Source organism: uncultured Varibaculum sp., from assembly GCF_902489465.1.
Taxonomy (GTDB): Bacteria; Actinomycetota; Actinomycetes; order Actinomycetales; family Actinomycetaceae; genus Varibaculum.
The window spans coordinates 1-14735 of record NZ_CABTZZ010000014.1 but is presented as its reverse complement, the minus strand read 5'-3'; the positions used below and the strand labels follow the sequence as shown (position 1 = coordinate 14735).

The following is a 14735-nucleotide window of genomic DNA, read 5'->3' as shown; positions in this document are numbered from 1 at the left end:
GTCTAAACCAATATGCAATCATTTCGCTACCAAATCGTTACATTCGTAGCCCTTACCACAGATTGTGCAGAAAGCGTGGTGCCCCGCCGGGAAACGGCGGGGCACCACGCTTTGCTATCAGATATAAAATCGCTGTTTCCGATTAAACCTGGCTGCTCATCTTAGCGATCATCATCAAGAACTCGGCATTAGAGTTAGTGTTCTTCAGTTTAGAAAGTACAAACTCGGTAGCCTGCTGGGGTTCCAGGGCGCTGAGCATCCGCCGTAGCTTCCACGTGACCTGCAGTTCTTCCTTGTTAAGCAGCAGTTCTTCGCGGCGAGTACCCGAGGCGTTCACATCGACCGCGGGGAATAGGCGTTTATCAGCCAACTGCCGCGACAGGCGCAGCTCCATATTGCCGGTGCCTTTGAACTCTTCGAAAATAACTTCGTCCATCTTGGAGTTAGTTTCCACCAGGGCAGTCGCCAAAATAGTCAGCGAACCCCCGTTTTCGACGTTACGCGCCGCCCCAAAGAACTTCTTGGGCGGGTAAAGCGCGGAAGCGTCCACACCACCGGACAAGATTCGTCCCGAAGCCGGGGCTGACAAGTTGTAGGCACGTCCCAAGCGAGTAATTGAATCCAGCAGTACCACCACATCTTGACCTAGCTCTACCAGGCGTTTAGCCCGTTCAATCGCTAATTCGGCTACCGAGGCATGATCAGAGGCGGGACGGTCAAAGGTCGAAGCAATAACCTCTCCCTTTACCGTACGCTGCATATCGGTAACCTCTTCGGGCCGTTCATCTACCAGTACCACCATCAGGTGACATTCCGGATTGTTCGTGGTGATCGCATTGGCGATCTGCTGCAAAATAATAGTTTTACCGGCTTTAGGTGGAGAAACAATCAACCCGCGCTGCCCCTTACCAATCGGGGCAATCAGGTCAATAATCCGCTGGGTGGGATTCTTGGGATTGTTCTCTAGGCGCAGCTGCTCATTCGGATACAGCGGCACCAAATCCTTGAACTGGGTGCGCGCCCGCGCGTCCTCGATACTCATCCCGTTGACAGCGTCCAAACGTACCAGGGCATTGTATTTTTGCCGTCGGTTGTTTTCGCCCTCTTTGGGAGGACGCACCGCGCCCTGCACCGCATCGCCGGAACGCAATCCCCAACGGCGCACCTGACCGAGGGTGACATAAACATCATTGGGTCCAGCTATATAACCCGAAGTGCGGACGAAAGCATGGTTGCTTTGCACATCCAATACCCCGGCGATCGGCAAGAGCTCTTCCTCGTTTTCTTCGGAGGGTTCCTCGTCATGATGGTCGTTTTTACCCCGACCGCGATTATCATTCCAGTTGTCATCGCGGCGGCGATTCCGATCCCGCCGGCGATTACGCCGTCCCCGACCGCGTCCTTCCCCGCGATCTTCATCTTCTGCACTAGGCAAGGCAATCTCATCGACCGAATGCGGGGTCTCTCCCTTATTTTTCTTGGTCTTATTGCGGAGATCTTTCTTGCCAGCGCGTTCGGCTAAATCCTGTTTTAGCTGCTCCTTCGCATCTTTTTTAGCATCGGATCCTTCGCGAACCGCTGCCTGATGTTGTCTGTTGTGTCTGCGCGTATCCGCTTTGCGTTGAGACGAGCCATTTTGATCGGCAGTAGCTTTCGCGCTCTCTTGCGCGGCATCACTGGCAGGTTGGGCGGAGCGAGCCTGACTAATCATTTCGATCAACTCGTTCTTCCGCAATCGGGAGATCCCCCGCAGCTGCATTTTTGCAGCTAGAGCCTTTAGCTCATCCAGCTTCATAGTGCGCAGATCGTTAGCATTCGCGTTTGTGCTCACAAACTTTCCTTTTGAATATAGGTTGACGCTGATGCGCCTGGATTTTAAGAATCGAGAAAAATAGGCCTCGATTTTGAAGGCCGGAACTGAGCGTCCCTGGCGGTAAACCCGCTAGGTGCTTTTGCCTTCGTGAGTTTAGCTTACCAGGATTTTCGGCCGGCAGGAAACTTTGCGTTTAGTGAACCTGGCCATGGCCTAACTAAGACGAATACCTTAAACTGCCGCAAGAGCCTTAAAGCTCTCGTACTCCGCGAGTATCCAACTCTAAGGTACGAACCTTCCAACCCACTTTCTCCGCCTTAGCTTTGACCTGATCACCCACGTTTGCCAATGCCAATACACACGGACCTGCCCCGGAGACAATTGCCGGCAATTGTTGTGCCCGTAACCAATACATTAAGTCTAAAGAGGCCGGCATAGCGGCTCTGCGATAATTTTGATGCAAATAGTCTGTGGTGGCGGCCATCAATAGTTCGGGATGACCTTGCAAGGCAGTCACCAAAAGTGCCACGTTCGCCACATTGCGGGCAGCATCAGCGTGAGGCACCTGTTCGGGCAGTAGCGAGCGCGCCTGGGAAGTATCCAATTCGAAATCCGGGATAAACACTGTGGGGCAGAGGTCATATTGATTTTTGATTTTCACTGCCCACGTTCTCGGAAACTCCGGGTTCAAGGCAAGCAGATCCGTTTCTTCATCCTGATCATCCTGGCCGTGTTGCCCCATTTCAAGGAAAGGTGAAGTCAGTTCCTTGGTGGTGGCAGCTTCCTCACTGGAAGTGCCGTGGATTCCCGCCAGGGTGATTCCCCCATAAATCGCCGGTGCCAAGTTATCGGGATGTCCCTCCAGGTAGGTAGCGATTCGCAGCATCGTTTCGTTATCGAGCACTTCCGGATCGGAAATAATCGCCCGGACAATGGCCAACCCGCTCACGATCGCGGATGCCGAAGATCCCAGACCCCGCGATTGGGGAATCTGATTTTCTTGCCAAAGACTAATCCCCACTTGGGATGCTCCTACCGCATCAAGGCCGAGACGGATAGCCCGTACTACCAGGTGTTTGTCGTCCTCCGGCAGTTTGTCTTTGCCTTGACCCCGTACGTGCACCTGGGTTTTTCCAACGGTAGCCCGAAAACGTACTCGATCGTGCAGGGAAAGCGCTAGTCCCATACAGTCATATCCGGGCCCCAGATTAGCCGAGGTAGCAGGAACTTTTACTTCCGCCTCGTCCTTAACAATCCGCATCTTGCTTGGTTCCTGTTACTTCAAGTCGAGGGCGGTGAGGGCGGCCTCCAGGGTGGGCGCGATTACCTGCGGGTTAATATCGCGATCGCCCAGAGCAGTCGCAGTATCTTTCAAACCGTTACCGGTAACTGTACACACAATAGTCGCATCCTCGGGTACTTTACCTGCGCCAGCAGCCCACAGCAGTCCCGCAACCGAGGCCGCGGAAGCTGGTTCCACAAAAATACCAGTATCGGCTGCTAACCGTGCCTGGGCAGCTAAAATATCTTCATCGCTGACCGCAGTAATAAAACCGTCAGAATCGTCCCGCGCTGCCGATGCATAATCCCAGGAAGCCGGGTTGCCGATTCGGATGGCGGTCGCCACGGTTTCCGGGTTGTCAATCGGATGTCCAGCAACGAAAGGCGCAGCCCCTTTAGCCTGGATACCCCACATTTGCGGAACTTTACTGGCGCGCGCCTCCCCGAGTTTAGTTTCTTTTTCCAAGGAGGCGTCGGTGCGCCGACCAGCATATTCGTTATATCCCATCCAGTAGGCGGAAATGTTTCCGGCATTTCCCACCGGAAGAACATGAATATCAGGCGCATCCCCCAAGAAATCAACGATTTCAAAGGCCGCAGTTTTTTGTCCTTGCAGGCGGTAGGGGTTAATCGAGTTTACTAGAGCTACCGGATAGGATTCGGTGAGCTGGCGGGTAATAGTCAGGCATTGGTCAAAATTTCCATCTACTGCCACTAACCGCGCACCATGCACAATTGCTTGGGCAAGTTTGCCGGCAGCAATCTTCCCAGCAGGCAGGATTACCGCGCATTCCAAGCCAGCCTTTGCCGAATAGGCAGCGGCAGAAGCCGAAGTATTGCCGGTAGAAGCACAAGCCACCATTTTTTGCCCACTAGAGAGCACCTTAGTCATCGCCATGGTCATACCGCGATCTTTAAAAGAGCCGGTAGGGTTCATCCCCTCGACCTTGATAAATACCCGTGCCCTCACCTCGTCCGATAAATCATCGGAATAAACCAGCGGAGTGCCGCCCTCTTGCAAGGTGACGATTTCTTCTTCGTCGCTTATGGGGAGCCAATCGCGATATTCGTTGATTATTCCCTGCCACAGATGTGCCATCTTGCTAGCCCTCCATACTGATTACTTGAATTACTTGGTTCACCGGCTCAGCGGCTTCCAAATCTTTCACCGTCAAGTCTATGTCTCCCGCACTAGCCCAGTCACTTGACAAAGAAACAATCGCTTTCCCGGATTTAGCGTCACTGCGCTGGCGCACCTGTTCGATAGAAATCCCGCGACGAGCAAAAATTCCTGCTACCTCGGCTAATACCCCGGTTACGTCCTCGACCTGCAGACGGATACTGTACTTGGAACTGACTTGTTCGGCTGGCATTTGCGGCAAATCTGCATACGCGGATTCACGCGGGGCGCTCCCCCCGGATACCAGGTGGAAGGCGGCCGCCACCACATCGGAAAGCACGGCGGAAGCGGTCTGTACCCCGCCAGCACCTTGACCATAGAACATTAGTCTGCCCGCGGCCTCGGCATCAATCACAATCGCGTTGAAGGCTCCTGCAATGCTCGCGAGCGGATTTTCTGGTTTCACCAATACCGGCTCTACCCGGCAGGATACGCATTCGCGTCCTTGTTCATCTTGCGCGAGCTGGGCAATCGCCAACAGTTTAATAGTGCGTCCCGACTCTTTGGCGTCGGCAATATCGTCCGCGGTAATACTGCGAATCCCTTTCACCGCTACCTGATCTAGGGAAACCCGGGTGTGGAAAGCTAGCTGCGCGAGTAGGGCGCATTTGGCGGCGGCATCTAACCCATCAATATCGGCGGTCGGATCCGCTTCGGCGTATCCGAGTTCTTGGGCAGTAGTAAGCGCTTGCTCGAATGACCAGCCTTTCTTTTCCATCTGGTCAAGCATGTAGTTGGTGGTGCCATTAACGATGCCTTGCACCACTTGGACACGGTCGCCAGCTAAGGACTCACGCAGGCCGTAAACCACGGGAATGGCTCCGGCAACTGCGGCCTCATAGTAAAGGTCGGCTTCACGCTCACGGGAGAGGTCAAACAGTTCCGGACCGTGTTGGGCGAGGAGGGCTTTATTCCCGGTTACCACGGATTTTCCAGCTTCGAGGGCGCGGGTAATGTAGGTGCGCGCCGGCTCGATTCCCCCGATTAGCTCGATTACCAGGTCTGCCTGGTCAATCAAGGGCTCCGCCTGGTCGGTGAGCAGGTCGCGGCTAATAAAATCGGGGCGGGGGGCAGCCAGATTATTTACACAAATACCGATAATCTCTAGGCTGGCTCCACACCTAGCCTGATAATCAGCGGCACGTTCTTGCAGTAGACGCACTACTTGCGCCCCCACAGTTCCGCACCCGAGGACTGCTATTTTCACCGCTTGCTTCATATTCACCCTCTTTTCACCACTTTCGGCAGTACTTTTTACCCGCCGGGGCTTTCTACTCTAACGGTTATTACTGTTCGAGCGCTGCGAAGATTTATCACTGAGATAAACCGGAAATTCCGGTATCCAGTCGCAGTAGGTCATCCACGGTTTCTCGGGCAACTATATAGCGCGGAGCCGCTTTACGGCTCAGCCCGACTACCCCGGGACGGGGAACCAGATTATAGTTCGAGGCCATTGCCCGCCCATAGGCTCCAGTGGCCGGAATTACCAGTAAATCGCCAGCGTGAATATCCGCAGGCAGGGAGATTTCGGGAACTAAAATATCGCCAGATTCACAATGCATTCCCACTATGCGGCAGCTAGCAGCGGGGGCATCAGAAAGGCGCGAAGCTAGGGTCGCCACATATCCGGCATCGTAGAGGGCGGGGCGAATATTGTCGCTCATACCCCCGTCTACGCTCACGTATTTACGGATAGAGCCGTCTTCTAGCTGCACATCCTTGACGGTTCCCACCTGGTACAGGCTGACGCATACCGGACCGGCTAGCCAGCGCCCCGGTTCAATCGAAATATGGGGAATATCGGTGCCTGCCTGCTCGCAGGCTTTCTTTACCGAAGCTGCGAGGGAACGCGCATATTCACTGGCGCTGGGCACGTCCTCGCCCTGATAGGAAATCGCTAGTCCCCCACCTAAATCAACTTCGGGGACGGGCTCACCTAGTTTTTGTACTTGGGCGCGGAAAGCCAGCAGCCGGTCGGCTGCTACTTGGAAAGATTCTAAATCTTTGATTTGGGAGCCGATATGGGAATGCAGCCCCACTAGCTTTAGATTTGGGGCAGCAATGATCTTTTTGACTGCCTGGAGGGCGGCTCCTGAGGCCAGGGAGAGGCCGAATTTTTGATCCTCGTGGGCGGTGGCGATAAAGCTGTGTCCCCCGGCGTGCACCCCAGTGGTTACCCGCACCATCACCGGAGCGGTGGTATTTTCGCTTTCGCAAAGAGACTGTAATAGGTCGATTTCGCCCAGGGAATCTACGATGATCCGCCCAATACCGCGGCGCAGTGCCAGGCGCAGAGATTCGAGGGATTTATTGTTACCGTGTAGCCCGATTTTCTGGGGGTCAGCTCCCATCGCGGGATGGAGCGCGACCGAAAGTTCCCCCAGGCTGGCAGTATCTATCCCCATACCTGCCCTGGTGAGGGCATCCCCTAAAGCGGTACACAGGAAGGCCTTGCCCGCATAGTAGACGCTGGCACCGGAAAATCCGTAGCCTTCCCAGAACTCTTCCGCCATTGCGCTGGAAATGGTTTCCGCGCGGGCAGCGAAATCATCCAGGTCAAACAGGTAGGAGGGGGTGGCGAAACTTTGCACCAGGTCAGTTACTTTTTGTCCGGCAAAAGATAACTGTCCGTCCTCTTCTCGCCGGGTTCCCCACGGCCAGAGCACTGGATTTTCGGCAGGTTCAGGGCAAGTGAGCATCGGGAAAACCTTTCAAGGATTCAGATTGGTAGGCAACCGCGGTTACATTCGCTAAATTATTGCCAAGCTGACAACTCTTTCAAAACCGTCCATTAAGAAAGACAATCCCTATGGAGACGATATTATTTGCTGGTGGTACGCTCCCTTCCACCACTGCCGGTCAAACACTAATTCCAGCAACCGGGGCGGTCGCGCCTCTCTTCTTATCGGGTAGCGTTGTAAATCGTTTTAAGCATACGGATGCGCTGTTCAAGAGGTGCATCCTTAGGCACACAGATCTTTGCCCCTAGGTACTTCGCTCCCCCTCGTATTGCAGCCTTTGAACATCTAGAAATTTCTTCTTCACTCATGAGTGAGCTGGGTTCATCCGGTTGTGAAGGAAGGTGACCATCAATCCAGGCATACCCGTAAGCACATTCTTGAGAACCGGCACCTGAGAAAAATACTCCCGCAAGTAGTCCAGACTGTCCGGCTTCTAGAATGTGCTCGTAAGGAGTTGCGGCACTTCTACCTTCTACGGCAGATCGACCCCAGTTAATGTGAATTTTAAGTCCCAGGGTTCGGCAAATCTCGATTTCTTCCTTAAGCGATAAAAAACCTTTTTCGGGTGGCTGCTCCTTAATGAAACGGTCACAGTGCTCCACCACGATCGTTGCTCCGCCCCAGTCCAGTTCTTTTAGTTCTTCAAGGGAGGTGCGAAAAGCGCTTGCATCTGCTAGACGGGTAGGTGCGGAATGCACTTGCACCTTACTCACTGCGGCATGCCCTAAATAATCGGAAAGCTCTCTGGCTACCTCGGAAATTTGCTTAGCCTGGGCAATAGCGAGGCCGCGTCCTTCTTCATCCGCACAGGCGAGACCGAATAAAGGATTTTTTCCTACATTCTGCATCGTGCCGGGAATCGCGGTGATTGTGTTCGAATCCCATTGAGGACACAGTCGCTCTGCCAGCCAAGTAGCATTATCGGCAAGATCACCAGGATAAGGAATTTCAATTCCGTTTACCCAATCAAGTTGTCCAAGTAAGCGATAGTACTCATCTTGTTTATTTGTATCCGGCATGGAGGCATATGCACCGACTATGAATTTCTGACTCATAGTTATCTCTTTTCTTAAGGAAGCTACCTTGCTTCCAACTATAAAATTTGTCTGACAAGATGAAATATTAGTTGACAAGCATAGGAACAGCAACAGCGGTGGTGTCGCACACTTCAAATGGATGGTGGGCAAACAGGCAGTAGCGATCTTGCTAGCACCTTATTTAGTTTCAGCACCTAGATAAGATCCGCCCGGAGCAGCTAGCGGTGGCTGCATTCACACTGATTTTTGCGATTCTATTCCGGGTAGTTGCAACTTGAAGCCCCCAATTGGGGAACGTGTAAAAAATATCGCGATTTTTTTACACGTTTTCGCGATATGTAAAACTGCTTTACATATTTGAGCGAACTAGCGTCTTGTTAGAGTTGGCGCAGATAGCCAAGCTCACGAGCTTCGCCAAATATGCGATTCTAACTGCTCGGCTTGGTCGCGTCTGACATAAATTACGGCAATAATATTGACTTCCTTAGTGTCATCATTGACCCAGAAGTAAATGTAATAATTTTTCACCCGAATTTTACGGAAACCCATATCACGCCAAGGCTTCTCTTCGATCAGTTTCATCCTATAGGACATGTATGACAGCGTGGATATTTCTTTTTGCAACAGTTCCAATAGTTTTTTCGCGATTTCAGGCTGCCTCAAATCTATAGCAACATAGTCCCTGATAAGCCTCAAGTGTTGTCGCGCTTGGGCGGTAACGCGGATTACATACTGCTCCATTAAAGATTTTTGCCCAATTCGTCGAATACTTCATCCATATCGAAGGAGTCTCCCGATAACGCTTGGGAGTACCCTTTGCTCATGAGGGCGTTAAATCGCCTTTCATCCAAAGCATCACGAGAGGGAAGCTCACTGGGGATAGTTACGGGAAAAGGAATCCCATTATGCATGATGATTTGCCGATAAAACATATCGATCGCGGTCGCCCGAGAAACCCCCATAGCATCCAAGATTTCTTCGGCCTTCGCCTTCACATTTTCCTGAATCCGAACATTCACACTTGCGGTTTTCACTACTGCCATTCTCCTCCCTTGCCTATGCATTCAAGATAAGCAGACGTGTCGCATATTGCAACATGTATACAGGTTTTTTCTCAGTAGCACTAGAGGGAAAGTCACATAGATGGAAACAGCGCACCAACTATCTGTCCTCAGGTTCTGAGGCACTCCACATCAACCGATTCTTGTTCAGGATATGTAAGCAGCTTTACATATAAATCCCGCCCGCGGCAGCTGCGGGAGGCGCTGCTTACAAGCCAAGGTTATCAGCAGCTACTAGCTTCTCCGCCAGATTCGTGATTTACCCCGTCAGGGCAGTGGCGGCTTGGTAGAGGGTGAACAGATGGGCGGTGATTTTGGTTTCGTCACCGGCAAAGTCCACTCCATAGGCGGCTTCTACTGCCCGATCGAGCTGGGCGTGCGCCCGGGTCAGCTCCGGATAGAGGAAATCATTGTCCGGGTCATACAGCTCCGCCAAGGTAGCTGGGGCATAGGCTTTCCGCTTTTCGAGGACGAGGGCGGCGGCCTCCTCGATTGCTCGCTTTTGCTGCGGGGTAGAGTCTGGCCAAATAAAAGTGTTATAGACGGTGGTATTCCCGTAGTTATAATCGCTTTTCAACCTGCCAGCAACCACCCGCATCCAGGCGTTATGGAACTGGGAAATGAGGACACCGAAATGGTAAATATCAGCGGTGGGAATAAAATAAAGCTTGTTACCAGGGATCATGCCGTTATCAACGAACCCAATAGGTACATATTTGCGGCGTTCAGACGAAACCACCGGGAACCCAAGATAAGTTCCGTCCCGGAATTTTCCGCAGGGACGCAACAGGTGGGGACGATCTGCCAGCTTATAGGCATCACCTGTCGGGATTTGCTGCTCACGCCAGGCTCGGCAAGCCTCGATACGTTTGCGCACTTCCGGCACTTTTTTCAGTTCCGCCCCGGTAATCTGAGGTAACCAGAGGCAATAGCGGTCGATACCTTTTATAAATTCTGCTCCCATAGAGAAGGGGCGAATCCATTTTTCGGCTGCTGGTTCTTTGGCGAGCAGCTCGTCACGCTGCTGGGCGGAAAGCAATAGATTTTGTCCGTCAGTAGGCTGGAAGCCCTTTGCCATGTACGGCACATCAGAAAGTGGCTTCATCTGCTTGTCCACAAACACATCCGGGGCAGCAGTCAAGTAACCGTTAATATGTTCCACCTGGTAGTGGCGAGACTCGCCCTCTTTAGGATGCTCAAAAAGATATTTCGGATGCTCATCCTGATAAGAAAATCCAATAATCACCACATGCACATGGGCTTGATTCTCCGCTTCGTTCCCCCAAACGAAACTGCGGTGGGCAAAGTTAATGCGAATCCCGTCCTCAAACAGCGGTCGCCAAAGCGGGGTAACCTGTTGGCCTTGGCAAATACTGTTGGTAGACACGAAAGCCGCCCGAATCTGGGTGCCGCGCATATAGTCGGCAGCTTTCTGATACCAGCAAGCTACATAATCCAGTACCCCCCCCCGCTTACCAAATAGGTCCGCCCGATCTTGCTTTTGCTCTGGGGAGTGGTTCGAGTAGCCAATAAACGGCGGGTTGCTAATTAAAAACGAGCACTTTTCGGCAGGTAGCAGCTGCTGCCAGTCCATGCGAACCGCATTCGCCAGCACAATATTGGAGTCATCTTGCAGTGGTAAATCCGCTACTTCCCGCTGCAAAATCGCCGCCGTTTCCCCATTAGCCTGCAGCTCGGCAATCCACAGCGCAGTGCGCGCCACCGCGACCGCAAAATCATTGATTTCAATCCCGTAGAACTGTCCCAAATTCACTTTTATCTGGTTAGTCGCGGCGCCCTCTTGCTCGAATTCCCAAGCTTGTTGTCCCCGCTCTAGCTCCGCAATCACCTGGTTTTCCAGGCGCCGCACCTCGATATAGGTTTCGGTCAGGAAGTTTCCAGATCCGCAAGCGCTATCCAGCCAGGTAAAACTGGCTAAACGATTTTGGTAAGCACGCAGTTTCGCTCGCCGCGACCTGTCGGAAATCCCCGGATCAGAAAGAATCCCCTCTAGCTCATTCTTTAGGCCGTCAAGGAAAAGCGGATCAATTACCCGATGAATATTTTCCGGGCTGGTGTAGTGCATTCCGGAGCTGCGGCGAGTTTCCGGGTTCAAAGTCGACTCAAACACGCCCCCAAACACAGTGGGAGAAATCTGTGACCAGTCAGTTCCTTGCGAAACCTCGTTAAGCAGCAGGTCACACAAATCCTCGGTAAAGTTCGGAATCTCTAAAGCTCGCCCGGTCTCTCCCGCCAACGAGGACGGAAAAACCGTAGCCCCGTCCCCGGCACTAGCCCCTGCCAGCGTCTCCTCTCCATCACCAAATCCCGTAGCAACACCAGTGCCAGCAGCAGAATCACGGAACAGTCCCCCATTCACATAGGGGAAAACCGCCAGTTCTTCCTCCAGATAGGGATCTCGCTGTTCAAGTGGGGTATCTAGCACTTTGAACAGACGTTGCAACGCACCCCGGGTTTGGGAAGCGGTAAAACCCCGCAGGTAACGCAGCAGCGCGTCCTTACCAAATAGCCCCGCGTCCTCGGCAAAAAGACAGAACACTAGCCGCACACACAGCACATTTAGGCAGTGCTGCGACCAGGCAGAATCTGGGTCTTGGTATTGCTCCAACAATCCGCGATGTAGCTTGCCAATCAGCTGCCCGGCGCGGATTGAGACTTGGCGTTCCTTTTCCGTGCGCGAATATGCCGGGTCAATCAAAAAATCGAGCAGATACGACTGTTCGGGCAGTTCCGTTAACGAAAACTCGATATAGTCCCCGGCAGGGTCATCCTTGTTGAGGTCATGAAGGCGGAAACACTCGAAGTTGCAAACAATAATAAAATCTGGGCGTTGCCGATTCGGCAGCGCATCTGCATAGCGTTTAGCCTGCTCAAAAGGGGTAACCATTTGACCTTGGCGCAGCTCGCCCCGATCTAGGTTCACGCCGGAAGATTTTTGCTCCACGATGGTGCGCGCTGATGGAATCACCACGTCAATAAATCCGCCCGCCCGCGTGCGCTGCTCGAAACGACACTTGGTGGAAACCTCGCGCATCCCCAACACCTCTTGCAGCAAGGACAGCCAAAAACTGTGGGTTTCGCCCTTTTCGTAGCCGTGACCTGCCCATTGTTGCACGAAAAGTTCCGCCGCGCGCCGCCTGCTACCTACTCCACTCACCACGGTTTCCTTTATTGCCTAACGTTACTGTCACCAGTCACGCTACCTCGCTTTGGTTACCTTGCCAGCCTACCCGCAATCCCCCGGTTTGATAGCCAACTTTTCCTTCGCACTGGTTCTATAAAGACATTTATAGGCGCGGCGCAGCAGCTAGATTTTCCTCGCAGAGATCTAGATTCTTTGTTCCGCGAGTGTCATTTTGAGTCCGAGAGCTTTCATTATCTTAGCAATAGCCGCGAAAGACGGGTTACCATCTTTCGATAGAGACTTGTAGAGCGATTCACGGTTGAGTTCAGTTTCTTTAGCAAGCTGACTCATACCGTGAGCTCGCGCGATATCACGTAAAACAACCTGCACGGTTTTTGTGTCCCCATCTTCTAGTGCAATAGCCAGATAGTCATTCATTGCTTCTTGACTATCAAGATATCTACTTGCATCAAAGGCTGAAAATGTCACCTTACTCATTACCGCTCCTGCCTTACCTGTTCTTTGAGGGGGAAGATTCCTCGGTCAGGTGCAAATCAACCGTCACTAGACGGCGTTTGTAGGCGCGGCGCAGCGAATTACGCAAAGGAATAAAACCAATCGACACCACGGCAAGAATCGCCCAAGCTGCCGCAATCACCAGCCACAGCCCACCGCGAGCGCCCGCCACATCTACGACGGAACCGCCAAGCCACGCACCACCAGAAACACCTAAAGTGAAGAAAGTATTTAGCCACGCCATCCCCTCGGTGAAACGAGCAGGAGGAACCACCTGAGACAAAATATTGGTGGCGTTAGTCATGGTGGGTGCATAAGTCGCACCGGTTAAAGCTAAACACAACCCTAAAATCCAGGGATTGGAGGCGAAAAAGAAAGTAGAAAAACCCATTGCCATTAAGGTGATTCCCCCCAAGAACAAGCGCAAGGCGCTAATACCCCACTCTTTAGCCCCATAAATCACCGCAGAGCTAAAAGAAGTCACCCCAAACATGGCCAGCAGTAGCCCTGAAATCTGGGCTACCCCTTGCTCGCGACAAAATGCCACCACCGTTAAATCCAGACCACCAAAAGTAAAACCGCAGAGCATAAAAATCAGCCCCAAAATCACCATGGCTGCCGATTTCATCAACGGTTTAGCTTCCTGGTCGCTTAAATCAGATTTAGCGGTCACCACCGGTTCAGTAGCGCGTTGCGATAAAAACCAGAAACCACCAATACCGGAAGTAAGCAAACAAGCCACAATCCCAGCCGCGGGGTGAACCACGGTAGCTAACACCGTGGCAATAATCGGACCGAAAATAAAAATTAGTTCATCAACAGCAGCCTCGAAAGCATAAGCCGTATTTAACTTACGCGACCCCGCCAACAAATGCGTCCAGCGCGCCCTCACAAATGCCCCGAAAGAGCCGGTAGTAGCCCCCGATAACAGGGCAAATAGGTACAGTGTCCAGCGCGGAGCATGAAAAAGAGCCGAGAGCATCAAAGCCAACAGTAAAACCAGGGAACACGCAACCAAAGGGCGTAAAACTTTGGCTTGCCCGTGACGATCCACTAGCCGAGCCTGAATTGGGGATGCCGCAGCCATCGCAATAACCACTAAAGCATTGACCTGTCCCGCCAGTGAATATTCCCCGTAGAGGGTGGAAATCATTAGCAGGGTGGACAGCCCCGCCATCGCCATCGGGAAACGCGCTACCGCTCCAGCGAGTGAAAATCTAAGAGCGCCAGGGTAGGAAAAAATCTCCCGATAAGACTTAAACATATTCCCTAGCCTACTGTTTTAGCAGTTAGTAGTTAATTTTAGAGGCGGTGAAAATGCTTACTTCCGTCCCTTCATTTTTACCGGCACGTCCTACTCAGGCCACCGCCCCCTAAAAATGCGTATATCTGGGAATAGGGTAGCAGCACTGCGTAAACACAAAACCCCACCAAGCCCGTTAAACTACCGTTATGGGGTTGTCGAATAATCGGCTTTGGAGACGCGGGTGCACCGCATTAGTGATAATCGGGATTATCTGCATCGTCACCCTGGGATACATCGGACACCCCGTATTTGCTTGCCGAGTTTTCGCCCTGATGCTGCTAGCTTTAGGGGTTTACCGGCTGCTAGACCGTTCTCCCAAAGCCTGGTGCGCGGTACGCTCCTGGTGGATTGACTGTATTGCCCTGTTTTCCCTGTCCATAGCCCTGTTTATCCTCGCTCCTTACGGCGGGATTATTATGCCGACCGGGCTTTAAGCGAGCGAACCCATCGGATCCCAGGCGGGTAACACTATCGGTGCTTCCTCAGAATCGAGGATCGCGCGATATTCTTCAGGCAGACGGTCACGGTGAACCGCGATTTCAAACACGTATTCGTCAAACCAGGAATCATTCATAGTATAGAATCCCTGGTCGGCGCGATCTTCGCAGCCCCAAGAGTTTTCCACCCGCCAGAGATCGGAAGAGCACACGTCTGA

General features: G+C 52.6%; 12 protein-coding genes. 1 reads left to right on the top strand and 11 read right to left on the bottom strand.

What is annotated here, in order from left to right:
* Positions 1-142 precede the first annotated feature (142 nt).
* The 11 genes from rho to RDM26_RS04125 all read right to left on the bottom strand — a co-directional run bounded on the left by rho (position 143) and on the right by RDM26_RS04125 (position 14038).
* Complete coding sequence (gene rho, locus RDM26_RS04175; protein WP_307737764.1) at positions 143-1831, bottom strand: transcription termination factor Rho; 1689 nt, start codon at positions 1829-1831, stop codon at positions 143-145.
* A 232-nt stretch (positions 1832-2063) separates the two neighbouring features.
* Positions 2064-3074, bottom strand: coding sequence for a homoserine kinase (gene thrB / locus RDM26_RS04170; RefSeq protein WP_307737763.1), 1011 nt, complete (start codon positions 3072-3074; stop codon positions 2064-2066).
* Positions 3075-3089: 15 nt separating this feature from the next.
* Positions 3090-4193, bottom strand: a complete 1104-nt coding sequence (gene thrC / locus RDM26_RS04165; protein ID WP_307737762.1) for a threonine synthase — start codon at positions 4191-4193, stop codon at positions 3090-3092.
* A 4-nt stretch (positions 4194-4197) separates the two neighbouring features.
* Positions 4198-5493: a homoserine dehydrogenase gene (locus tag RDM26_RS04160; RefSeq protein WP_307737761.1), complete on the bottom strand. Its 1296-nt coding sequence runs from the start codon at positions 5491-5493 to the stop codon at positions 4198-4200.
* Positions 5494-5587: 94 nt separating this feature from the next.
* A complete protein-coding gene (lysA, locus tag RDM26_RS04155) occupies positions 5588-6973 on the bottom strand; it encodes a diaminopimelate decarboxylase (protein WP_307737760.1) in 1386 nt (461 codons plus the stop codon).
* 203 nt (positions 6974-7176) lie between these two features.
* Positions 7177-8070, bottom strand: coding sequence for a DUF4862 family protein (locus RDM26_RS04150; RefSeq protein ID WP_307737759.1), 894 nt, complete (start codon positions 8068-8070; stop codon positions 7177-7179).
* 384 nt (positions 8071-8454) lie between these two features.
* Positions 8455-8793 carry a type II toxin-antitoxin system RelE/ParE family toxin gene (locus tag RDM26_RS04145; RefSeq protein ID WP_307737758.1) on the bottom strand — a complete coding sequence of 113 codons (339 nt, stop codon included), beginning with the start codon at positions 8791-8793 and terminating at the stop codon, positions 8455-8457.
* A complete protein-coding gene (locus tag RDM26_RS04140) occupies positions 8793-9086 on the bottom strand; it encodes a type II toxin-antitoxin system RelB/DinJ family antitoxin (protein ID WP_374041815.1) in 294 nt (97 codons plus the stop codon). Before RDM26_RS04140 ends, RDM26_RS04145 begins: the two co-directional genes overlap by 1 nt.
* A 286-nt stretch (positions 9087-9372) precedes the next feature.
* Positions 9373-12291 carry a DNA methyltransferase gene (locus tag RDM26_RS04135; RefSeq protein ID WP_307737756.1) on the bottom strand — a complete coding sequence of 973 codons (2919 nt, stop codon included), beginning with the start codon at positions 12289-12291 and terminating at the stop codon, positions 9373-9375.
* A gap of 171 nt (positions 12292-12462) precedes the next feature.
* Entirely contained in the window at positions 12463-12756 is a 294-nt protein-coding gene (locus tag RDM26_RS04130) for an addiction module antidote protein (RefSeq protein ID WP_307737755.1), read from the bottom strand.
* A gap of 13 nt (positions 12757-12769) precedes the next feature.
* Positions 12770-14038: an MFS transporter gene (locus RDM26_RS04125; RefSeq protein WP_307737754.1), complete on the bottom strand. Its 1269-nt coding sequence runs from the start codon at positions 14036-14038 to the stop codon at positions 12770-12772.
* 188 nt (positions 14039-14226) lie between these two features.
* Here RDM26_RS04125 and RDM26_RS04120 point away from each other — a divergent pair, with 188 nt between their 5' ends.
* A complete protein-coding gene (locus RDM26_RS04120) occupies positions 14227-14514 on the top strand; it encodes a hypothetical protein (RefSeq protein ID WP_307737753.1) in 288 nt (95 codons plus the stop codon).
* Positions 14515-14735: the final 221 nt, after the last annotated feature.